23 protein-coding genes and 1 other RNA gene are annotated in these 22,911 nt (G+C 35.8%); 7 read left to right on the forward strand and 17 right to left on the reverse strand.

The window, feature by feature from the left end; genetic code table 11:
• Positions 1-5 precede the first annotated feature (5 nt).
• The 3 genes from AC5LXI_RS06820 to AC5LXI_RS06830 are packed head-to-tail and all read left to right on the forward strand — an operon-like array spanning position 6 to position 1,890.
• Positions 6-407, forward strand: coding sequence for a tetratricopeptide repeat protein (locus tag AC5LXI_RS06820; RefSeq protein WP_493444110.1), 402 nt, complete (start codon positions 6-8; stop codon positions 405-407).
• Positions 408-418: 11 nt separating this feature from the next.
• Positions 419-1,285 carry a class II fructose-bisphosphate aldolase gene (locus tag AC5LXI_RS06825; protein WP_493444111.1) on the forward strand — a complete coding sequence of 289 codons (867 nt, stop codon included), beginning with the start codon at positions 419-421 and terminating at the stop codon, positions 1,283-1,285.
• Positions 1,282-1,890 (forward strand): AAA family ATPase, encoded by a 609-nt coding sequence (locus tag AC5LXI_RS06830; RefSeq protein WP_493444112.1) that lies wholly within the window; start codon positions 1,282-1,284, stop codon positions 1,888-1,890. The genes AC5LXI_RS06825 and AC5LXI_RS06830 overlap by 4 nt, the downstream gene beginning before the upstream one ends.
• 31 nt (positions 1,891-1,921) lie before the next feature.
• Here the strand turns inward: AC5LXI_RS06830 and AC5LXI_RS06835 are convergent, their stop codons facing one another.
• The 13 genes from AC5LXI_RS06835 to AC5LXI_RS06895 form a co-directional block, all read right to left on the reverse strand.
• A complete protein-coding gene (locus tag AC5LXI_RS06835; protein WP_493444113.1) occupies positions 1,922-2,461 on the reverse strand; it encodes a 5-formyltetrahydrofolate cyclo-ligase in 540 nt (179 codons plus the stop codon).
• 28 nt (positions 2,462-2,489) lie between these two features.
• A non-coding RNA gene (gene ssrS / locus AC5LXI_RS06840) (6S RNA) lies at positions 2,490-2,672 on the reverse strand.
• Positions 2,673-2,737: 65 nt separating this feature from the next.
• Positions 2,738-3,022, reverse strand: a complete 285-nt coding sequence (gene zapA / locus AC5LXI_RS06845; protein ID WP_493444114.1) for a cell division protein ZapA — start codon at positions 3,020-3,022, stop codon at positions 2,738-2,740.
• Positions 3,023-3,029: 7 nt separating this feature from the next.
• Positions 3,030-4,892 carry a 1-deoxy-D-xylulose-5-phosphate synthase gene (gene dxs / locus AC5LXI_RS06850; protein WP_493444270.1) on the reverse strand — a complete coding sequence of 621 codons (1,863 nt, stop codon included), beginning with the start codon at positions 4,890-4,892 and terminating at the stop codon, positions 3,030-3,032.
• A gap of 15 nt (positions 4,893-4,907) precedes the next feature.
• On the reverse strand, positions 4,908-5,777 hold the full coding sequence (gene ispA, locus AC5LXI_RS06855; RefSeq protein WP_493444115.1) for a (2E,6E)-farnesyl diphosphate synthase: 870 nt from the start codon (positions 5,775-5,777) through the stop codon (positions 4,908-4,910).
• Positions 5,770-6,009 (reverse strand): exodeoxyribonuclease VII small subunit, encoded by a 240-nt coding sequence (gene xseB, locus AC5LXI_RS06860; RefSeq protein WP_493444116.1) that lies wholly within the window; start codon positions 6,007-6,009, stop codon positions 5,770-5,772. The genes ispA and xseB overlap by 8 nt, the downstream gene beginning before the upstream one ends.
• A 54-nt stretch (positions 6,010-6,063) precedes the next feature.
• Positions 6,064-7,452, reverse strand: coding sequence for a DNA recombination protein RmuC (gene rmuC / locus AC5LXI_RS06865; RefSeq protein WP_493444117.1), 1,389 nt, complete (start codon positions 7,450-7,452; stop codon positions 6,064-6,066).
• 2 nt (positions 7,453-7,454) lie between these two features.
• A complete protein-coding gene (epmA, locus tag AC5LXI_RS06870) occupies positions 7,455-8,429 on the reverse strand; it encodes an elongation factor P--(R)-beta-lysine ligase (RefSeq protein WP_493444118.1) in 975 nt (324 codons plus the stop codon).
• 62 nt (positions 8,430-8,491) lie between these two features.
• Positions 8,492-10,846 carry a glucans biosynthesis glucosyltransferase MdoH gene (gene mdoH, locus AC5LXI_RS06875; protein ID WP_493444119.1) on the reverse strand — a complete coding sequence of 785 codons (2,355 nt, stop codon included), beginning with the start codon at positions 10,844-10,846 and terminating at the stop codon, positions 8,492-8,494.
• Positions 10,847-10,864: 18 nt separating this feature from the next.
• Positions 10,865-12,424 carry a glucan biosynthesis protein G gene (locus AC5LXI_RS06880; protein ID WP_493444120.1) on the reverse strand — a complete coding sequence of 520 codons (1,560 nt, stop codon included), beginning with the start codon at positions 12,422-12,424 and terminating at the stop codon, positions 10,865-10,867.
• 19 nt (positions 12,425-12,443) lie between these two features.
• Complete coding sequence (locus tag AC5LXI_RS06885) at positions 12,444-13,100, reverse strand: hypothetical protein (RefSeq protein WP_493444121.1); 657 nt, start codon at positions 13,098-13,100, stop codon at positions 12,444-12,446.
• A 168-nt stretch (positions 13,101-13,268) separates the two neighbouring features.
• Positions 13,269-13,511 (reverse strand): YecH family metal-binding protein, encoded by a 243-nt coding sequence (locus AC5LXI_RS06890; protein WP_493444122.1) that lies wholly within the window; start codon positions 13,509-13,511, stop codon positions 13,269-13,271.
• 184 nt (positions 13,512-13,695) lie between these two features.
• Positions 13,696-15,639: an exoribonuclease II gene (locus AC5LXI_RS06895; RefSeq protein WP_493444123.1), complete on the reverse strand. Its 1,944-nt coding sequence runs from the start codon at positions 15,637-15,639 to the stop codon at positions 13,696-13,698.
• A gap of 124 nt (positions 15,640-15,763) precedes the next feature.
• On the opposite strand from AC5LXI_RS06895, the gene AC5LXI_RS06900 reads away from it, so the two are divergent.
• Entirely contained in the window at positions 15,764-16,507 is a 744-nt protein-coding gene (locus AC5LXI_RS06900) for an alpha/beta fold hydrolase (RefSeq protein ID WP_493444124.1), read from the forward strand.
• A gap of 291 nt (positions 16,508-16,798) precedes the next feature.
• Here AC5LXI_RS06900 and AC5LXI_RS06905 read toward each other — a convergent pair whose 3' ends face one another.
• The 4 genes from AC5LXI_RS06905 to AC5LXI_RS06920 are packed head-to-tail and all read right to left on the reverse strand — an operon-like array spanning position 16,799 to position 18,584.
• Positions 16,799-17,137, reverse strand: coding sequence for a type IV pilus modification PilV family protein (locus tag AC5LXI_RS06905; RefSeq protein ID WP_493444125.1), 339 nt, complete (start codon positions 17,135-17,137; stop codon positions 16,799-16,801).
• Complete coding sequence (locus AC5LXI_RS06910; RefSeq protein WP_493444126.1) at positions 17,130-17,510, reverse strand: DUF2509 family protein; 381 nt, start codon at positions 17,508-17,510, stop codon at positions 17,130-17,132. Before AC5LXI_RS06910 ends, AC5LXI_RS06905 begins: the two co-directional genes overlap by 8 nt.
• Before the next feature lie 40 nt (positions 17,511-17,550).
• Positions 17,551-18,114 carry a prepilin peptidase-dependent protein gene (locus AC5LXI_RS06915; protein ID WP_493444127.1) on the reverse strand — a complete coding sequence of 188 codons (564 nt, stop codon included), beginning with the start codon at positions 18,112-18,114 and terminating at the stop codon, positions 17,551-17,553.
• A complete protein-coding gene (locus tag AC5LXI_RS06920) occupies positions 18,108-18,584 on the reverse strand; it encodes a prepilin-type N-terminal cleavage/methylation domain-containing protein (RefSeq protein WP_493444128.1) in 477 nt (158 codons plus the stop codon). The genes AC5LXI_RS06915 and AC5LXI_RS06920 overlap by 7 nt, the downstream gene beginning before the upstream one ends.
• A 217-nt stretch (positions 18,585-18,801) precedes the next feature.
• Here AC5LXI_RS06920 and dapD point away from each other — a divergent pair, with 217 nt between their 5' ends.
• The 3 genes from dapD (at position 18,802) to bglX (ending at position 22,726) form a co-directional block, all read left to right on the forward strand.
• Positions 18,802-19,626, forward strand: a complete 825-nt coding sequence (gene dapD, locus AC5LXI_RS06925; RefSeq protein ID WP_110434209.1) for a 2,3,4,5-tetrahydropyridine-2,6-dicarboxylate N-succinyltransferase — start codon at positions 18,802-18,804, stop codon at positions 19,624-19,626.
• Between the two features lie 93 nt (positions 19,627-19,719).
• Positions 19,720-20,211 carry a YajQ family cyclic di-GMP-binding protein gene (locus AC5LXI_RS06930; RefSeq protein ID WP_493444129.1) on the forward strand — a complete coding sequence of 164 codons (492 nt, stop codon included), beginning with the start codon at positions 19,720-19,722 and terminating at the stop codon, positions 20,209-20,211.
• A gap of 241 nt (positions 20,212-20,452) precedes the next feature.
• Positions 20,453-22,726, forward strand: a complete 2,274-nt coding sequence (bglX, locus tag AC5LXI_RS06935; RefSeq protein WP_493444271.1) for a beta-glucosidase BglX — start codon at positions 20,453-20,455, stop codon at positions 22,724-22,726.
• Positions 22,727-22,911: the final 185 nt, after the last annotated feature.

The following is a 22,911-nucleotide window of genomic DNA, read 5'->3' on the forward strand; positions in this document are numbered from 1 at the left end:
TGACCATGTTTAACTTTTTTAAAAAGAATAAACCATCTGTTCAAATAGAAGCATCAACTCCAAGAGAGCTTACAGCTGATGAGATTGCTCAAATTGAACATCAGATTAATGAACTCAAACAACAGCTTACCCATACCGATGATGTTCAATTATTGGCCAGTTGTAATGAACAAATAGGAATACTGTATAACCAGTTAAGGCGTGTTGATTTGGCTATAGAGTATTTAGAAACCAGCATGCAACAAAAGAGATCAATTGGTGAAGGATATAAAATCCTAATGAGTTTGTATAACCATAAACGTGCCAAGGCAGCTAAATCAGGCTCTATTGCCGATATCGATTTTTGGATGAATAAAATGGATGAAATGCGCAATATTGCCAAATTAGCAACTATTGAACGAAATTAGAGGAAAACGTTATGTACACTACACTTAAATCGGTAACCGAATTAGCGACTAAACTTAATTTTACTGTTGGCGCATTTAATACACATAATTTAGAAATGCTACCCGATATGCTTCGAGCGGCGAAAGAGGTTGGCGCACCGATTATTATCCAAACAAGTGTTGATACCGCTCGTTATATTGGTTTTAAAGTCTTGGTCAATACCATAAAAGCCATCGCTGATGAAGAAATTGTCGATGCGGTTTTGCACCTTGATCATGCTAAAAATTTTGATGATATCAAACAGGCGATTGATAGTGGATTTACCTCGGTTATGTTTGACGGCTCATCCTTACCGTTTAAAGAGAATATACTAAAAACTCGATCTGTGGTTGAATATGCCCATGCTCGAGGTGTGTCGGTAGAAGGCGAGCTTGGTACTATAGGTGGCACCGAGGAGGGCATTCACGTTGAAGTTAACGATAAAGTTTACACTAGACCTAGTGATGCTTTGGTCTTTGTACAGGCCACAGGAATTGATGCTTTAGCGGTAGCAATCGGGACTAATCACGGTCAGTTTAAATCGAAAACTGAAGTCAACATTCCGTTACTTAAAGAAATTCATGCAATGGTTGATATTCCATTGGTTATTCATGGTGGTACCGGTGTGAAGGAGGAAGATTACCCTGAGCTGATTAACAACGGCATTCGTAAATTCAATGTCGGTACAGAGTTATTAGTTAATTGGACACAAGTTGCTAAAGATCAGTTTGCTCAAACAGAAGTTAATCAGTCACTAAGGCATAATGTGATTCCAGCAAATCAAGCTGTTAAGAATATTGTTAAACATAAAATGAGTTTGTTTCTTAATGTGAATAATCGTATTGGTGATCTTATATGAAAAAATATCTGATTTTACTTGCTGGTTGTCCTTGTACGGGAAAGACTTATCTGATCAATTTATTACAGCAACAATTCACTAATAGTTTGCTGTTAACACCTGACGAAGCAAAAGAGATGTATGCTGATTCAGTAGGTTTTAATTCTCTCGCTGAGAAAAATTCTCTTGAGCAAAAAGTTTGGCATTTTTATTATAGTGTATTGCAGCTGTACATGGATGCTGGCAAGAAGATCATTATTTCTGAATATCCATTTAGTAATAAGCAAAAAAATCAATTAAATGATTTTGCTAATCGCTACCACTATCAGATAATAACGATTCGTTTAGTAGCTAATTTTGATATTTTGTGGCAGCGCCGATATAAGCGTGATCGCTCTTTAGACCGTCATTTGTCGCATATTATGACGCACTATCATTATGGTGATCAATTAACCGATCGTAATGTAGCCGATGATTTGATAACTAAACAACAGTTTTATCAAATTTGCCATGATAGACAATATGATAAGTTTGCCTTAGGAATTTTGTTTGAAGTGAATGTAGATGACTTTGGCAAAGTGAACTATGCCGATTTATTGGATAAATTGAAAAGGATTATTGTCTAATGAAATAAGGTGTATAGATTAATTTTATTCATTAAGCGTAAATAATTTCAGGTAACTTGATGTCCCAAGGTTGGTTGTCTAACTTTAGGACTTTTTGGCAAGCAAAGGCTAATCCAATCGGTAAAATTTGCTGCTTTTGGTAGTGAGCTAATGTTCGATCATAATAGCCTCCGCCCATTCCAATTCGATAACCGCGTTCATCAAAAGCTACCAGTGGGGTGAAGATGATATCAAGTTGTTCTATCGCTATGCTATTAGTTTCATCTATTGCAGGTTCTAAAATGCCAAATTTATTTTTTATTAGTGGTATATTTGATGTGTAATTTAAAAAGAGTAGTTGGTGTTCACCAATTGGTACAGGTAAATAGACGGATTTGTTTTGTTGCCATAGATATTCAATAATTGGTTTAGTGTCGACTTCACCATCAAATGATAAGAATATTGCAATATGCTGTGCTTGGTTTACAGCTGGGTGGTTTTTGATTTTTTGATAGATGATAGCTTGCGCATTATTGCGTTGTGTTTGTGATAATTCACGTCTTTTTTGACGTATTATTTGCCGAATATCCATTAGTTTTGTTTTGAAAATGATAGGGAAGAAAGACTCCAAGATGCCGTTACGGGCGTAACCCTTGAACCCGAGGTTCAAGGTGAATAGCATGTTTTAATTTTTAGGTTTCCTAAATTAATTAGGCATACTCACCAATTAAAAATCACACCATTCTAAATTAAAGATTATCGGCTCAGGGGACTAACCCATATCGCGAACATCTCAGAGATAAATAATATAATACAAAATTTAAAAAATCATACAATAGTCTTTGTTGTTTATTTACATTTTATCTGACTAATTGTTGGTATTTAAGGCGGAATCAAGTAACTGCTGTAGCATTTTTAATCTATTTGCAAATTCGTCGCTTTTTTCTTTTTCTTTCGTTAGCTCGTAAGAGATATTTAGTGCGGCCGTCATGATCAATTGATCAGTACCAACCTGAGGTGATTTTTCGCGTAAATTTGTTAAGCGAGCATCTAAATCTTTTGCCGCATTTGTAAGTGCGTCAACTTCCTCGACTGGGCAATTAAACTTTAACGTTCGCCCAAAAATCTGAATAGTGACAGCTTGAGTTTCCATATTTAACCTACAGTTTTATAAATTTGTTAATTTTATCAATTATGTGTTTAGCGTTTAATCCAACCTCATCGCGCATTTCTTGCTGTGAGCCTTGAGGGATAAACATATCTGGCAATCCGATATTTAAAATATCACATTTTATTTTTTTCGATAACAAAAATTCATTGACGGCGCTTCCTGCTCCACCTTTGACGCTATTTTCTTCGATGGTGACAAGTATATTATGGCTTTGGCTAATGTGCAAAAGGACTTTTTCATCGAGCGGTTTTACAAAACGCATGTCAATCACTGTAGCATTTATTTGCTCAGCTACTTGTAAAGATTCAGGCAATAATGTGCCAAAATTAAGTAAAACAATATTTTTACCTTCACGACAGAGTTTGGACTGTCCTAGTGGTATGGCTTTTAGTGGCGTTAAGTGTGCGCCACAGCCTTCACCTCGAGGATAGCGAACTGCTATTGGTCCGTTATGTAAATAACCGGTATAGAGCATTTGACGGCATTCGTTTTCGTCACTTGGGGTCATGATAACTAAGTTTGGAATACAGCGTAAGAAGCTTAAATCGAACGCACCTTGGTGGGTTTCCCCGTCTGCCCCGACAATGCCTGCACGGTCGATAGCAAATAGAACCGGTAAGTTTTGGATAGCTATATCATGAATTACCTGATCATACGCACGTTGTAAGAAAGTCGAGTAGATGGCAACCACCGGTTTTAATTCGCTAATAGCAAAGCCTGCGGCTAATGTAACCGCATGCTGTTCAGCAATGGCGACATCAAAAAATTGGTCAGGAAATCGGTGAGCAAATTCGGTCATACCAGAACCTTCACTCATGGCTGGCGTGATTGCCATTAGGCGTTTGTCGTGCTCAGCTATTTCACACAACCAATCACCAAATATTTGGGAATAAGTTGGAGCGATTTTATTTGTGCTTGGTAATATTCCTTCATTGGGATTAAATTTAGGTACGCCATGCCATAAGGTTGGGTTTTGCTCAGCTGGAGCGTAACCTTTTCCTTTTTGGGTGATGACATGCAGTAATTGTGGCCCTTTTAGTTGTCGAACTTTTTGTAGAGTAGTAACTAATGTTTCAACATCATGTCCATCAATTGGACCTATGTAGTTGAAGCCTAATTCTTCGAATAAAATAGCTGGGGTGACAAGTCCCTTAAGATGCTCTTCAGTTTTTTTGAATAACTCTTTTAACGGTGGAATATTTGAAAGCACTTTTTTGCCACTTTCACGAAGTGAGGTATAGGCTTTACTTGATAATATTTGTGCTAGATGTTGATTAAGCGCACCAGTGTTTTCAGAAATGGACATATCGTTGTCATTTACGATAACCAACATATCAGGCTTAATGTGCCCGGCATGGTTCATTGCTTCAAAGGCCATGCCTGCGGTTAATGCGCCATCACCAATGATGGCGGCGACCTTTTGACCTGATTGTCTTTTTTGTTCAGCAAGGGCTATGCCAAGCGCAGCGCTGATTGAGGTTGATGAGTGTCCAGTGGTTAAGACGTCATATTCGCTTTCATTACGGTGAGGAAAAGGGTGTAATCCCCCTTTTTGGCGAATAGTTAGCATCTGATCGCGTCGACCAGTTAGAATTTTATGTGGGTAAGCTTGGTGACCTACGTCCCATATAATTTTGTCCAATGGTGTTTGATAGACGTAATGTAACGCTACCGTTAATTCGACTACCCCAAGGCCAGACGCTAAATGACCGCTAGATTGACTGACACTGTCTAATAAAAAATGGCGTAATTCCCGACTAATTGCTGGCAATTGCGCGAGCGGGTAGCGCCTAAGATCTGCAGGTGAATTGATTTGCTTTAATAGGGGAAATTTGTCTAAATTCATTTTTATCATCTAGTTATTTAGTTAACTATTTCGATTAATAATAAAACCAGCAAGGTCTTGTAATGGTTGGCTATTATAAGGTATTTGCATCAGACTATCGATAGCTTGTTGAGATAACTTGTGCGTCATCTCAATTGCATTTTGTAATCCAATCAATGCTGGATAAGTGCTTTTTTCCAGCGCAATATCGGAACCTTTTGGTTTACCCATCAGTTCTTGTTCACCAGTGACATCTAAAATATCATCTTGGATCTGAAATGCTAGTCCAATCGCTTGGGCATAGTTGTCTAATAGTTGATAATAAGGTTTAGCCTTGTCACCACTGGCATAGGCACCGAGTCGAACAGCAGCTAGAATTAAGGCACCAGTTTTATAGTTATGGATATTTTGTAAATGTTTAAGCGTAACTTTTTGGTGTTCTGCTTGTAAGTCAAGTGATTGGCCCAAACACATTCCAGCAAGGCCACTTGCACTTGCCAGTTCGGTAATCATATTGATTTTACTTTGGTTATCAATATGTTTATTTTCGCATAACAAGCTAAAAGCTAATGATTGTAAGGCATCACCAGCGAGGATAGCTTCTGCTTGGCCAAATCGTATATGGCAGGTTGGTTTTCCGCGTCTAAGGTTGTCATTATCCATTGCTGGTAAATCATCATGAATTAATGAATAGGTATGCATTGATTCGATGGCTGCGGCAATTGAATCAAGCTTAGTTAAAGAACAGTTGAACATTTGTCCGGTTAAATAGACCAGAATAGGGCGTATCCGCTTGCCACCAGCAAGCAGGCTGTAACTCATCGCCTGCTGCAAAGTAGAAGGTGCAAACTGCGAAATATATGTTGTTAAATAGTTATCGATGCGTTCTTGTAATGGTTTTAGGCTATTCATTATTATCAATAGAAAATTCAGATAATTGTGCATCACTATTCTCAGACAACAAAATTTGGATGCGTTGTTCAGCTTCATTGAGTTGTTTTTGACCAGAACGAGCTAATTTGATACCTTTTTCGAATTCATTTAGCGCTTCATCTAATGGCAAATCACCATTTTCAAGTTGAGTGACAATTGCTTCAAGTTGTTTGAGGGTTTCTTCGAAACTGACTTCATTATTTTTTGACATATCATACTCCTTCTTGTGTTAAATGAGTATACACGTATTTTTTATGATGGTGAATTAACGATTACTAATTTTAATAGCAGCAGGTTTTTGTTCGCCTTTTTCATTTTCACTTTCAAGTTCATCAACTGATAGTTGTGCGATATCAGGGTTAATCGGTTTTTTTACTTCAACCCCTAATTCTCTAAATCGTTCTATTTGACTAATGACGTTACCACGCCCTTTCGAAAGTTTGTTCATTGAGTTTTGATAAGTTTGTTGAGCTTTGTTCAAACAGTTACCTAGATTTTCCATATCTTCGACAAAACCGCGTACTTTATCATATAGTTTGCTGGCTCTATCAGCGATAAGTTCGGCATTACGATTTTGGTATTCAATACGCCATAAATTATGTATGGTTCGTAAGGCAACTTGTAATGTGGTTGGACTAACAATCATGATGTTACTTTTTAATGCATCATTAATTAATGACGGGTCTTGATCGATGGCGGATAAAAATGCTGGTTCGACAGGAATAAACATTAAAACGTAATCTAATGACCGAATGCCATTTAGTTTATGGTAGTCTTTTTGACTAAGTTGCTTTAAGTGATTACGCACTGCAATTAGATGGTCTGAAATGGCTCTGCTTTTGGTCTCTTCATTATCACTATTAAAATAACGTTCATAAGCAACTAAGGTAACTTTAGAGTCGATGACCACATCTCTACTTTGTGGTAAGTGAACAATAACATCGGGTTGCAAACGGCGATTATCTTCATTAGTGAGATTGACTTGGCTGTGATATTCATAACCTTGACGTAATCCGGAATTATCCAAAATTTGACTAAGAATGAACTCACCCCAATTACCTTGTATTTTGTTATTGCCTTTTAAGGCATTGGTTAAATTGGTGGCTTCTTTTGTCATTAGCTCGTTGAGCTGTTGTAAGTTGCGAATTTCGTGGGTTAGGGTATGGCGTTCTTTGGCTTCTTGTCCAAAGCTGTCTTGAACTTGCTTTTTAAAGCCTTCTAATTGTTGTTTAAGAGGTGAAAGTAAAAATTCTAAACTCAGTTTATTTCGTTGCTCAATTTTTTTGCCACTGTGTTCAAAAATTCGATTAGCTAAATTTTCAAACTGGGTGGTTAATCGTTGCTCGCTTTGTTCTAGAACGGTCTGTTTTTCATGAGCGGCATTGATGGTTTCTTCTAAACGAGTTTTTAGTTCACTAATTTTGATACTTTGGGCAACATTTTGTTGTTGGTATTGATTTAATTCTTGTTCTAACTGGGTAATTTGTGCTATTAAAGTCCGATTTTCTTGTCTTTTTTGATTGAGTTGTAAATCAAACAAGGTATGCATGTTATTTGCTTTAAATTGTACTTTTAGTAAGGCAATTAATAAAACAAAAGCGATAGTGGCAATAATTATAGCTGACCATTCACTTAAGCCTAGACTTCCTAACATCATTAAGCCCTATCAAAAGTAAATGAAATCACATCATCTAAATTCATGGCATCAAGTGCTAACATGATTAGACGATCAAGTCCAACGGCAACACCCGCACAATCAGGCAAACCAGATTCCATTGCTGCGATTAGCTCTATATCGATATTTTGTGGAGGCAAGTTTTGATTTGCGCGATCGATATTATTCTGTTCAAAACGCATCTTTTGTTCTTGTGGATTGGTTAGCTCTTTAAATCCATTAGCTAGCTCTACACCTTTGTAATAAAATTCAAAACGGCTTGCTACACGATGATCTTCAGAACTAATCGCCGCTAAAGCCGCTTGTGAGGCAGGAAAGTTATAAACAGCAATGGGTCTTTCTTGCCCAATATGTGGTTCGACTCCAAAACTAAATAGGCATTGTAATAAGGTGTCGCGATCATAATCGTCGGTATTAAGTTCGATATTAAGTTGTTTGATCGCCTCAACTAAGGTTGCATGATCAGCTTCTAATGGGTCAATGTTAAGATGACGTTGAAACGCCTTTTGGTAAGAGATACGTTCTACTGGTTCACAATCTAAGATGTTTTGCAGTAAATCATCAACTTCGTTGATCATTTGCATCATATCGAATTGGATACGATACCATTCAAGCATTGTAAATTCTGGGTTATGATAACGGCTCACTTCTTCATGATTACGAAAGCACTTACAGATCTGGTAAATAGGACCACTACCAGCAGCTAATAAACGCTTCATATGATATTCAGGACTGGTAATGATTGACATTTTTTGCCCCTGATGCTCATCAGTTTCACCAGGTTTTAAAAATAAAGTATGAAATGAACTAAGATGCACATCTGTTACTGCATATTGGCTTAAGGTTGGCGTTTCGACTTCTAATATACAGCGATCAGCGAAAAACTGTCTTACTTGAGAAATAATTTTAGCGCGTTTAAGTAAATTATTAATAGATGCAGTAGGTTGCCAAGTCATAAAAATATCCATGGATTTCGATTAATTACTAAAAGAAGAAATAGGGCATTAAGCCCTATTTCTTATTGCTGACGTCCATTTTGCCACAATGTGAACAAATTGTCGTACTTTTCTTGCTGATTCCAGATGTGACGATGAAGTGCAGAAAGAATAATTGGATCTTCTAAGATCGCTAATTGTTGTTCTTTACTGATTTTTTCTAGATCTACTTGTCGATAATGCTCAATAAGTTGCTTGCGCAATTGCTGATTTTTTGAGTTAGGTAAATGACGCGAAGTCGATAATGCACACGCTAATGCATTATAAATAGGATCGACAAGTGCCATCACAAAACCATGTTCAACAAAAGCTGCTTCGGTTCGAACTAAATAGTCGCCCGTTAGTTTTACTGCGCGTGACGGATGGGTTTCTTCAGGTGTTAAAAATAATCCCGCTTTTTTGGCTTTCATACCAATGCTTGATAAGCCAGAGACACGAATGACTAGCGGTGAAATTGTTAATGGGATTAATATTGCTATATACCAATAGGTGAATTGTGGATTTAACCAAATAATCACACACAACCAGACAATACCTAATAGCGATAATGGCCAACAGAAGTAAAATGATTCACCCCAAGTTAAAGCATCATCATTTCTTGCTGGTGACTTCCATTGAATTTTACTGCCAAGCCACGCTTTAACCACAAATTTGCTGTGGAAGATCATTCGGATTGGTGCAAGAATCATTGACCATACCATTTCGATCAGAATTGATAAAGTCAATTTGAATATTCCACCCACATCTTTTGCACCAGTTCGAGCGATAATAATGCCGTAACTAAATAGTTTAGGAGCAAAAAGTAATACCATTGTGGTTGATAGTAATTGAATAGCTAATTGTTCGTCCCACCTTGGCCATGTTGGATAGAATTGGTTAGGTTGGAAGAAGTATTGTGGCTCAGAAATATTGAACACCAATAATAAGAGTGTTGAGAAGACCAAGAAGATCAACCACAATAATGATGAAATGTAAGCCATTCCACTGGTTAAAAACATCACGCGGTGAGTTAAGGTAATTCCGCTTTTAAAGATTAATCGAAGATTAATCAAATTACCCATACACCAGCGATTATCACGTTTAAGATCTTCGATCATATTTCCTGGTAGCTCTTCATAACTACCATTCATATCATACGCAATCCATACGCCATAACCAGCACGACGCATTAAGGTTGCTTCAACCAAATCGTGTGAGAGTATATGAATGGGACCTTTACGTTTTTGTAAAGGAGATAAAATACAATGCTTGATAAATGGTTTTAAGCGAATCATAGCATTGTGGCCCCAATATTGAGCTTCACTTAATTGCCAGAAGTGAGTACCTGAACAAAAAATATCGCTGTATATTTGATTGGCAAATTGTTGGATACGACCATATAAAGTTGTCATTCTGACTGATTTAGGTGGTGATTGTAAAATCCCCGCTTTTGGATTCGTCTCCATCATGGCAATCATTTTTAAGATACAATCACCTGTCATAATACTATCGGCATCAAGGATCATCATGTATTCATATTGATGTCCCCAACGACGGCAAAAGTCATCAATATTACCGCTTTTACGTTTTACTCGGCGTTTACGGTGGCGGTAAAAGATATTACAACCGTTATCGGCTTTTTTCGCGTTAAATTCAGCCCACGCTTTTAATTCATTGACATAAAGATCAGGTTCGTTAGTATCACTAAGAATATAAAAATCACAATACTGTGCATGCCCTGTTTCAACTAGCGATTCGTAGGTTGCTTCTAATCCTGCAAATACGCGAGAAACATCTTCATTACAAATTGGCATGACTAATGCCGTGCGGTGTTTGGCGTCAATATGGTTAGCTGGATCATTCGGGATAGTAATTGTGTAGCGATCCTTTTTGAGCACGGCCAAAATTAGTCCCATAACGGCGGTCCAAAATCCAATTGAGATCCAACAAAATAAGATAGCAAATAAGACAATGATAAAGCCTTGTATAATATAAGGAATAATACTATAAATGGCAAGTTGCGGATTAATATTCCAATTTGCCATAAAATTAATTTTTTGCCAGCTTTGATAAGGTAATAATGTTGATAAGTAAGTCGTTCCATAATAAGTTTGTACGGCAATAAGTACAAACATAATTAAACGACGAAGTAGTGCGATGATATTAAGACCGTGCTTGGATTCGGGACTATAGCGTTCATTCCAAATTTGTGGTTGAACCGAAACACGCTCAACTTTAGGGTAAGTTGGTTGTTGTTTTCTTTCATCATTAAAATGATCAGTTTTACCAATTTGATTGAGTCGATATTTTAAAAATTCGACATCATCGCTCGGCATATCTTCCGATTCCTGACGCCAATTTTCGACGTCAGACAGGTTTTCGAAATAATCTTTTTTCATATTATTTGCTCATTATAATCATTGAGCAGGAAATTGTCCGCTCCAAGTTTCCGACAAGATCTCACCTGTGGTTGCTGATGCTAATTGAAGACGAATGTCAGTAGGTTTTTTATTATCTTCAACATTGAATCGCACAATCACTCGCCAACCTTTTGTTACTGAATTGTATTGTGAATCACAGCTAACAATGGAACCGTTGTTAATACTTGAAATAATTTTAACTGGTTTTTGCTCAGATAAGTTTGGACCAACAAAATCAATTACATATGCATTAGAACCATCAAGTTTACGAATCAAGTTGGCTTGTTTGATATCACCTAACGATAAGCGTGTGGTTTCAGCTCTTGCTTCATTTTTTGGGTAGCGTTGTTGTTCGTTGAGTGAATAATGTAATCGATATTTAACATCTAATACATCACCGGCTTTATATTGTTTTTCTGGCACCCAAAAGGTAACGATATTATCGTTGGTTTCGTCCGCTGTCGGGATTTCAACCAGTTCTACCCGGCCTTTGTGCCAATCATTCAATATTTCAACCCATACACTTGGACGTAATTCGTAATGATCGTCGAGATCTTGATAGTCATCAAAACCTTTATCTCGTTGTATTAAGCCAAATGCTTTAGGACTTTCCATGCTGTATGATGAAAAAGATAAGCGTTTAGGGTTGTTTAGAGGGCGCCAAATCCACTCATTTTTTGTCACGATAGACAGTCCATTTGAATCATGCATTGCTGGACGATAGTTTAACAATGGCGAAGGCTGGTTAGGGCCATATAAGAACATACTAGTAAGTGGAGCGACGCCCAGTTTTTTGACTGAATCACGGAAGAATACCTTCGCTTCCACAGTTACGGTAGTATCAATACTTGGGACCAATGTAATTTTATAAGCCCCAGTTACACTTTTAGAGTCAAGTAGCGCATAAATCACTAAGTGTTTTTGATTAGGTTCAGGGCGTTCAATCCAATACTCTTTAAATCGTGGAAACTCTTCGCCAGACATTTCGCCCGTATCAATCGCAAGTCCACGTGCGGAAAGACCATAACGCTGATCTTTGCCAACCGCGCGGAAGTAGCTACCACCTAGTGCGGTAAATATTTCGTCATCGGTTTTAGTTGGGTTATTAATTGGATAATGTACTTTGAATCCAGCAAAGCCAAGTTTTTTAGTATCTAAGTTTTCTAAGTGAACTGGACTTAAATCGAAGTAATCTGGATTAAATTTGATTTCATTAACTTGATTATTGACAATTTCATTAATTTTGACTGGTACGTCGAAATACATGCCTTCATGATAAAATTCAAGTTTGAAACGGCTTTTGCGATCATTCCAATATGCTTTGTCATGTTTAAAATAAATTTTTTGATAATCGGCAAATTGTAGTGATGACAATTCGCTAGGAATATTTTTTGATGGTTGGACGTAAGCTTTTTTTGATAGTTTTTCTGCTTTTGTTACGACATCGTTAAAGGTAAAAGCCCATGAAGAAAAACTCAAACAAGATAGCGATGCAATGCACACAATTTTGCAAGTTAATGTTTTACTAAATCGACTAATAGGAAATAAATTGGACATAAAAAGACTCACTTGAGTATTATCTAAAAATATTGATGTAATTGATAATATTGTCTTTAGGGCTGCTTAAACATTTTTCCATAAAGTCAGTTCTCATTTCTTGAAGGATACTTGGATTTTCATCAATCAAAAAGTGAGAGTAATTATCTTTAAGGATTTTTGCTTTTAAAGTGGCCAAATCTTGCACTGACATCTTAAACAAAGGCTGATATCGTATAGTTATATTATCGATATCATTAGTGTAAACGGCTTCAACAAAATCTGCTGACCATTGACAGTAGTTTTTAACATTACCTTCAGTCGGGTTAATTTTTTTCAACTCAATTTTATGTTCGGCTTGATTTTCCTCGATAACTTTTTTGAGTTGAATATCATATTTTAACTTGTAGTATTCGTTAAGATAAAAATTTAACACACAGGAAGACTGATTGCTGTCATCTTTACAGTTTAAGATACCGTGTTTAGTTATATAGCTGTCGAAGTGATTGTCTCCAACAAGTTGGAGTAATTGTTTTTTGGCATTTACAACAAATTGGTTATTTTGTTCCGATTGTTGTTTTAAAATCGTTAACTGATCGACTTCAATTTTGCCATCAGTTGAAGACATATTGTTTTTTACACAGCCTGCGGCAAGAATAGAGACAATGGCGCATGTAAGGATATTACTTATTTTCATATATCAAATTCCATGAACATATTCTTGAGTTGTAATTTCAGGATGAGCAACTTAACACTTTTTAGTGAAGTCATAGCGCGAAATTATATACTCTTATTCTTTTAAAAACACTAGATGATTACATTTATTTAATAAAAAACGCATTAATTATTCTTTTGTACGTTTATATTAATGTCGACATATTTTTCGAACATCGACAGTAAATTGTGAACCATCAGCTAAAGCAGGCTTAAATTTTCCTTTTGCCTTTAAAAAGGCAATAAGCTGCTCGGCATTCATATTGGAGTTAGAGCAAGTATGAAATCGGGCCTCTATACCAAATTTTTTATGGATAGCATCAAGTAAAGATGATTCGGTGTAATCATTTCCATCCATCATATCAAGTACTTCATGGCCGTGAATTGATATCATTTTTCCTCTCCAAGTAGCGGTTTAAACTAACTTTGTTTTTTATTTTTTTAAGCGGTGAAAGATAGCAGATATTATCAATAAAAAAAAGGGTTTAAATGTTAAAAATATCATTAATTTTTTTAACCCTGCTGATGATCAGGGTTAAAAATTGACAGTTATAAATTGATTAAACTGGCTAAAGAGTTTATGCGTTAGATGCAATCAATTTTACTATTATCGATTGGTTTTCCATTCTAACGTTATGAATTGCTATAGTGATGAGATCAGCAAGTTTGTATGCAGTTTCATCTTTGATTTTAATTATTCCTTCTTCCGGATCAGGAGCTATTTCATCACGGACGGAATGAATCATTGATAGCGGTAAAAAGCCAAGTGCACCAATATCAGTTAAACGCACTCGTGCACCACCACGATTGATATCCACTATTTCAGCAGTAAATGTTTGTCCTATTTTATCTAATAAATATTGGCTATAAAGGTTGTCAGCAATATCGCGCTCGGCCAAACGTAACTTTTTGCGTCTATCTGCCATGCCATCTAATTGCTCGTTGGCTGGCGGCGTTAATACTTGCGCCTTAAGCGAGGCTTTAAGTAAACGATGGTTTATCATGTCACCATATTTACGAATTGGTGATGTCCATGTTGCATAAGCTTTGAACCCTAAGCCAAAATGAGGTTCTGGCGTTAATGAAAAATCAGCAGGCGTTTGGAATTTTCGTAATCTTGTAGATAAAAAGTCATTATCCTCGATTAATCGACGTAATTTGATATATCCTTCAAATGAGATAAGTGATTCTTTATCAAAATCGGTGATGCCATTATCGGCTAATATTTTTAAGATTTGTTCAATGTATTTAGTGTCAAATCCTGAATGGATATTAAACACACCAGTACCTACTTTTTCTTTCAAATACATGGTTAGTGCTAAATTAGCAATAATCATCACTTCTTCAACGATGTTATTAGCGATACCGCGTGATTCTTTAATGATTGTTTTTACTTGGCGATTATCATCAAGAATGAATCGATAATCATTATTTGCTTTGAATACTAACGCATTTTTTTGTCGCCAATTTATACGTGCTTTTGCCAATTCTGATAGCAATTTAAGCTGTTCTTTAATCGTTGCATTATTGTTATTTAAGTCACTTCGACCAGCTAAGAAATCAGAAACATTGTTGTAAGAAAGTTTAGCTTTTGATTCAATCCACGCAGGTATAAAACTAATATCATCATTAGCAAATTGACCGTTATTATCAATGTTAATTTTACAAACGATGGTTGGTCTTTTTTGATTGGCTTTTAATGAACACAGATCTTCCGCCAACTGTTTAGGTAACATTGGAATATTAAAGTCTGGTAGATAGGTGGTAAAGTTACGAATTTTAGCAATATTGTCGATTTCACTATCTTGCCCAATATATGCAGTAGGATCGGCAATGGCGATCATTAGGTTATAGTTACCCATTTCATTTTGTGAAATGGTGATCGCATCGTCCATATCTTCAGTATTTTCACTATCAATCGTAAAAAATTGAACATTAGTTAAATCTTCTCGATTTTCTTGTTCATTTACTGAAATTATGAAGGATTCAGCTTGAGGTGCTTCATCTTCTAAATCATAACGAGCTAAGGTTTTAAGCCATAGTTGGTAATTCGAGTCAGAACTGGCGATAAATTTTGTTACCTCAGCAGAAAAATGATTCTTATCTTTTTCTAATGGATGTGATTGCAAAGTAGCAACAACCCAATCACCTTCTTTTAATTTTTGCTCAACTTGCGGATTAACTTTACAACGTATAGCAAAATTTGTCGGCATATTTTCCGGATAAATAGCCATCGCACGATCTAAGAAGCCGATTTTACCAATAAATTTACGTAAGCTACTTTCAATTAATATTTCTGGTTCAAATGACTCTTTATCATTGTTAGTTATGATAGTTCCAGAAACTTTATCACCATGACAAAGCTGTTTCATTTTAGAAATAGAAATAAAATAATTGGTCTTATTATCAACATCTAAAAAACCAAAACCTTTTTCATGAGCTCGGACGATACCTTCAACACGGGGTTTTTGTTCGTTTAATTCTTGTTTTAGTTTGGCGAGTAATGGGTTATTTTGAAACATAGTTCTTAATATTAATTGAAAAATTTGTTCTAAATTCTATCATAGTTATGCAATTTAGAGTTATTGAATTGTGTAAGAATGATGATGCAACAGTCTAAATGACAATAGATTATAGAGTGGCATAATGAAATTAAATTATAAAATACAGGGTGATAATCAACCAATTTTACTGATACATGGCCTATTTGGTAGCTTAGATAATTTAAATATGCTAGCGAAAGATCTGTCTAATAATTATCAAACAATTCAGGTTGATTTGCGTAACCATGGTCAATCACCATGGTCAAACGTGATGAATTATCAAGTGATGGCCGAGGATGTTGCCGAGTTATGTCATGATTTACAATTAAAAAATATCGTCTTGATTGGCCATTCAATGGGTGGAAAAGTTGCGTTGCAATTAAGCCAACTGATCCCTGTTTCTAAAATCTGTGCTATTGATATCGCGCCAGTTAAGTATAATGAAACAATGAATATACCAGTTATTAAAGCGTTAGCGCAATGTATCAATCAAAAATTAATTGATAAAAAACAGATTGTAGATGTTATGCAAGAACATGGCTTAACTACCCCAACTATTTTATTTTTGCTTAAATCATTTAAACATGGACATTGGCTGTTTAATGCCGATGTGATTATCAATCAATATGACCATATTTGTGATTGGCACACCATTTCACCTTGTGACATAGCGACTTTATTTATTCGTGGTGGAAATTCTAACTATATAAATGATAAAGATTATCCAGCTATATTTAGCCAATTCCCAAATACTCAAATAGATGTAATAGAAGGCGCTAGTCATAATGTTCATGCTGAAAGGACGCAACAAGTTTTACAACTTTTGTATACATGGTTAATCAATTGAACATTAGTAACCTTAAGGTTTAATCGATTTGTAATAGTGATTTTTGTTGGTTATTTAAAATGAATTGATACTTATCATTAAATAAAATAACATCTTCAATTACGACTTTAACTTTAGAAAATCAGCCATCGCTATTTTGTGTCATAATGGATAAGTTAAGTATCGGCGATGCAATAGCCCTTGCTTTAAGCGCCTAAATTATGCTACTTATTAAATCTTCAAATACTAACGTTACAACGATTGGTAATATAAAACGTTTTATGCCAAACAGATAAGGTGTCGCTATGGATATTAATCACATAATAAACGTTGCTGTTTAATCGTTTTATGATGAGGTGGGGTAATGCTGATAAAAACCATCTGACACGATGTATTATAAGATTGGCTATGAATTTGATATTGCCAATCATTTGGTATGATTTGATGTACAAAGTGAGGATAACTATCAAGTAAAGCAAACGCGATTTGCTCCGCTTTGAATTGTTTTTGGAAATAGTGGTGCTGACTAATAATTGCGGTTAAATAACCAATAAAACTCAGCATAATGATGGCAAACATCAAGCAAGACAACATAACTTCAACTAGACTAAAACCAGCTATATTTTCACTATTTACAACTTTATTATTCACAATCTACTATCTTTTTTTCAGGACAATAATCTAACCAATGACCCTTTTCAACGCTGAGTTGGTTATTTTCAAAATGGGTTAACATATAAAGATAATACTCATCAGTTTGTGTGCGTACTAGGGTATAGTTATCTACTTTTAATCGTGATTTTTTTATACACGCTTTTAATTGATATTTAGCATCAGATAAGCATTGCCACTCATCAGTCGGTAGTTGCCAAATTTGCTTGGTTGCCCAATTTAAACTTGAGCTTGCTTGATTAAACTGGCGGTAGTGTTGGATTTCAATCAAATAACTCTTTTTTAACGAATCAATCGTCGCCTGAAAACCAGTTAATAATGTTAGTCCGACGATAGTTAAGATGATTACCATCAACAGAGTGCTAAAGCCAGCGTTCGGTTTTCTAGTTTCATTAGAATGGATTTTCATTTTTGATAATGGTTACCGTTTGATATTTGATTTTTTTGTTTTTCTTTAATTGAGCACTAATGTCTATTTCAAAATGGTTATTTTGTTTTTTAATTGAAAATTGGGTTATTTTAATATCATGAGGATCGAATATCTTTTCCCAATTGCTACCTTCACAATTGATTGTTCCGACCTTATATTCCAAATTATTGTTATAAAATCGATAAACGAAGATATCGGATTTAGTTGGATTGAATCGATCATAAACCCAATCATTACGGATCTCACTATCATAACGGAATATATAGCAGTTTTTTGCTGGGTTGATTTCAATAGGTTGTTGATTCATTTTTTCTGGTTTATTCGCGATAAATCCAGCGCGTTTTAAATCTTTAGCGATACTAACAACTCCTTGATGAATATTCTTCTGTAAATGAATATTAAGGTTTTGCTCGAGCAAGATAGATTGTAATTTACTGTAAAATACCGTGATGCCAATAAAAATTAAGCTAGAAAAGGTAATGCTTAACAGCATTTCAAATAGCGAAAAGCCATTTTGTTTCAACATCGTGGTAATCCTGGCAAATAACTATTTTTTTTACAAAATCGAATTCGTCCACGATATGAAATGATAATTTGCGTGGTGCCAATGGCGTTATGTAATTCAAATGTCCCCGTTTGTGCCATGTTTTTTCTGCCCCAAAAGGAGATAACCTTTTTATTTGCTAAATCACTTAACTCAACGGAATTATTGGGTTTAATAAAATACGACGAGCCTTCTTGACAGGTGGGTGGTTTTTCGTCTTTACTAATGCTTAGACACCAAGGTGACAAAAAATAATATACGTGAATGTTCTCGTTGGCGTTATAAGCTTTGGTTTGAACTTCTTCCAAGAAGTAGGCTAATTGTTTAGTGGTGGCGGTGAGTTCATTACGTAGTTGTAACTCTTGCCAATGTTGAACGCCGATTGAAGCCAAAATAGCACCAATACAGATAACAAATAAAAGTTCTATCAAAGAAAACCCACTGTTTTGCATTATTTTTTGCTGTGAAATTTAATGAGGGTTTAACTTTATCTTCAAATAAAATAACTTTATTAAATTTTGTTCAGATTTTGTGAAAGATATTCCAAATTATTTATCTTTTTTGAAAATTTCAATGATACGATAAACCACTTAAAAATAACTGCATATTATATTATACTGTTTGCCTTATTAAATTTGCTAACGGACTTAAAGTTAAAGGAAACGAGAAATGCAACAATTACAAACTATTATTGAGGCAGCATTTGAACGTCGTGCTGAAATTACTCCTTCAAATGTTGATACAGTAACACGTGATGCAATTAATCAATGTATCGCTTTATTAGATAGCGGTAAAATGCGTGTCGCGGAAAAGATTAATGGTGATTGGGTGACTCATCAATGGTTAAAAAAAGCGGTGTTGCTCTCTTTCCGGATTAATGAAAACCAGCTTATTGATGGTGGCGCGACTAATTATTATGACAAAGTACCATTAAAATTTGCCGATTATGATCAAGCACGCTTCCAACAAGAGGGCTTCCGTGTTGTTCCATCTGCGATTGCGCGCAAAGGCGCTTACGTCGCTCGTAATACAGTGTTAATGCCATCTTACGTGAATATCGGTGCTTATGTTGATGAAGGTACGATGGTTGACACTTGGGTAACCGTTGGTTCATGTGCACAAATTGGTAAAAATGTTCATTTATCTGGTGGCGTTGGTATCGGAGGTGTTTTAGAACCATTACAAGCAAACCCAACTATTATTGAGGATAACTGCTTTATTGGTGCGCGTAGTGAAATCGTTGAAGGTGTGATTGTCGAAGAAGGTAGTGTGATCTCAATGGGTGTATTTATTGGTCAAAGTACTAAAATTTATGATCGTGCAACCGGTGAAGTTCATTACGGTCGTGTGCCTGCAGGTTCGGTTGTGGTGTCAGGTAACTTACCAACTAAAGATGGTAAATATAGCCTTTATTGTGCAGTAATTGTTAAAAAGGTAGATGCGAAAACTTTAGGTAAAGTTGGCATTAACGAATTACTTCGTACTATCGATTAATCTTAATTATAAAGCCGCCGTAGATATTATGGTGGCAACTTAAAAAGTTGTATAGAATAAGTCATATTTATAACGATTCGAAGAGGAAAATTTATGCCTTCTTTTGATATTGTATCAGAGATTCAAATGCCAGAGGTTAAAAACGGTGTCGACAATGCGACTCGTGAACTGGCAACTCGTTGGGACTTCAAAAATGTCGAAGCATCTTTTGAGCTCAATGAAAAAAATGAAACCATCAAAGCAACTAGCCAATCTGATTTCCAAGTCCAGCAGCTATTGGATATTTTACGTGATAAGCTTGCTAAACGTGGTATTGATGGTGGTGCGCTAGAAATTCCAGAAGAAATGGAACATAGCGGTAAGTTTTATAGTATTACTGTCAAACTAAAGCAAGGCATCGATAAAGAGTTAGCTAAAAAAATAGTTAAGCTTGTTAAAGACAGTAAAATCAAAGTGCAAGCTCAAGTACAAGGTGAGCAGGTTCGCGTTACTGGTAAGTCGCGTGATGATTTACAAGCGACCATGGCATTAGTGAAAAACGGTGAATTAGGGCAACCCTTCCAATTTACTAATTTTCGCGACTAACCATTTTCAATTCATTATTTTTGCCGACATGGTTTTAAAGACATTGGTCGGCATTTTTTTATCTATCTTGCCAAAAATCTGAAAAAAGTTGAGGAACGCACTTTTTGAGGTCTATTTTTTAAGAATAAATGCTTTTGTCTTTATATTTTGAGGTGTTATTTCTAAATAACGGGATTTTTTTAATTAAATACGTTATGCTATCCACTTGTCTATCCTCTTAAATATAAAAATAGTTATTATGATGAAAAAATTGGTTTTATTTTTCGTTTTTTTTATTTTTTCATGTCCTTCATTTGCACAAAATCCCAATAAAGAAGAAAAGAAAGCGTTTATTGATAATTTGATGTCAAAAATGTCGATTGAAGAAAAAGTGGGACAACTGCGATTAATTAGTGTGGGTGGTGATCTAACATTAGATAAAGTTCTTGATCAAATTGAAGCGGGCGAAATCGGTGGTATTTTTAATACCGTAGTTGAGCCAGATCTTTCAAGGATGCAGGAAAGAGCACTAAAGTCAGCAAATAAAATTCCTGTTTATTTTGGTTTTGATATTGTTCACGGTCATCGCACGGTATTTCCTATTAATTTAGGCATTGCTGCAACATGGGATCGTGATGCGATTGGTAAAGTAGCTGATGTCTCGTCTGATGAAGCAACTTCCGATGGACTCAATGTGACATGGGCGCCAATGGTCGATATTACTCGTGATCCAAGATGGGGACGAGTATCGGAAGGCTTTGGTGAAGATCCTTATTTAACATCGGAAGCAGGGCGGATTTTTGTTGAAAAGATGCAAAAACAGTCCCTTGAAGATAAAAAATCATTAGTGACAACCGTTAAGCACTTTGCGCTTTATGGTGCGGTTGAAGCGGGTCGTGAATATAACAGCACTGATATGAGTGAACGAAAAATGTTCCAAGAATATCTATTGCCGTATAAAGCAGCCGTTGATGCCGGTAGCCGAGCTGTTATGGTTGCACTTGTTAGTGTAAATGGTATTCCAGCTACTGCTAACCATTGGTTATTAACTGAGGTATTGCGTGACCAATGGCATTTTGATGGTGTAGTTGTGAGTGATCACGGTGCTATTCGTGAGTTGATTAATCATGGCGTAGCAAAAGATGCTAAAGATGCAGTTCGAATTGCAATCCAAGCTGGTATTGATATTAGTATGAACGATGAGTACTTTTTGCAATTTTTACCAGAATTAGTCAATGAAGGTGCAATTTCAGAAGATCAACTTAATCAAGCTTGTCGCCGAGTGTTAGAGCTTAAATATGATATGGGATTATTTAAAAACCCTCATCGTAATTTAGATCCTAATTTTGATATTGAAACCATGTTCGCCAACGATCGCTTACATCGAGCCGAAGCAAGAGATGTCGCTCGTCGTAGTATTGTATTGTTAAAAAATAAAAATAATATTTTACCATTAAGTAAAAATAAAAAAATTGCCGTGATCGGACCACTAGCTGATTCAAAACGCGATATTTTAGGTAGTTGGTCGGGTGCTGGCCGTGCTAATTTAGCAGTAACACCGTTAGAAGGAATTAAAAATGCGGTAAATAATCCAAAACTAGTTAGCTACGCTTGGGGAGCAAATATCTCGGATGATCCTAATCTTTATAAATTCTTAAATTTATATAAGGAGATCACTAAATTTGATAAAAGACCTCCTGAAAAGATGATTGCCGAAGCCGTTGCTCAAGCTAAAAAATCGGATGTTGTTGTCCTATTTGTGGGTGAAGCAGAAGGTATGGCACATGAATCATCAAGTCGAACCGATCTTAATTTGCAAGTTAGCCAAAAACGGTTAATTAAGGCATTAAAAGCCACCGGCAAACCACTGATTATCGCATTAATGAATGGGCGTCCACTTACAGTAAAAGAAGAATATCAACAAGCTGATGCTATGCTTGAAACTTGGTTCTTAGGTACTGAGGGTGGTAATGCTGTTGCTGATGTTCTATTTGGTGATTATAATCCATCAGGTAAATTACCGATGTCTTTCCCTGATAATGTAGGTCAAATTCCAGTTTATTATGGTCATTTAAATACAGGGCGACCTCATGGCACGATCAATATGGGTAAATATACCACCTCTTATTTTGACAGCCCGAACGAACCGTTATTTCCATTCGGTTATGGTTTGAGTTATACCAATTTTGCAATTGATTTTTCATTATCAAAAACCGAAATGTCACCAAATGGCGAAATTGAAGTTATTGCCAATGTGGAAAATATTGGCGACAAAGAAGGGACACAAGTTGTTCAGTTATATTTGCAAGACGTCACTGCCTCAATTAGTCGTCCAGTAAAAGAGTTAGTTGGATTTGAAACAATCTCACTCAAACCGCACGAAAAAGGCCAAGTAAAATTTGTTATCAAATATGACATGTTAAAATTCTGGAACGACAAAATGCAATATGTTGCCGAGCCTGGTAAGTTTAATGTGTTTGTCGGCGCCGACTCTACAACCAAAGAAAAACAAACATTTACTTTACTTGATAAATAAATATTCACCGTCGACTTTAGTCGACGGTTTTGTTATTTTTAATCCATATTACTCATATAACCAGAAGATTTGGTTATCATTTTTTGCTTATTTATCAACTATCATATTTATACCTTCCGTTTATTATTAAAAATTATTGATTTTACTGCGAAAAATTGAATCTTGTTTATAATCATAATTAAATT

This window comes from Gilliamella sp. LMG 34361, from assembly GCF_984569075.1.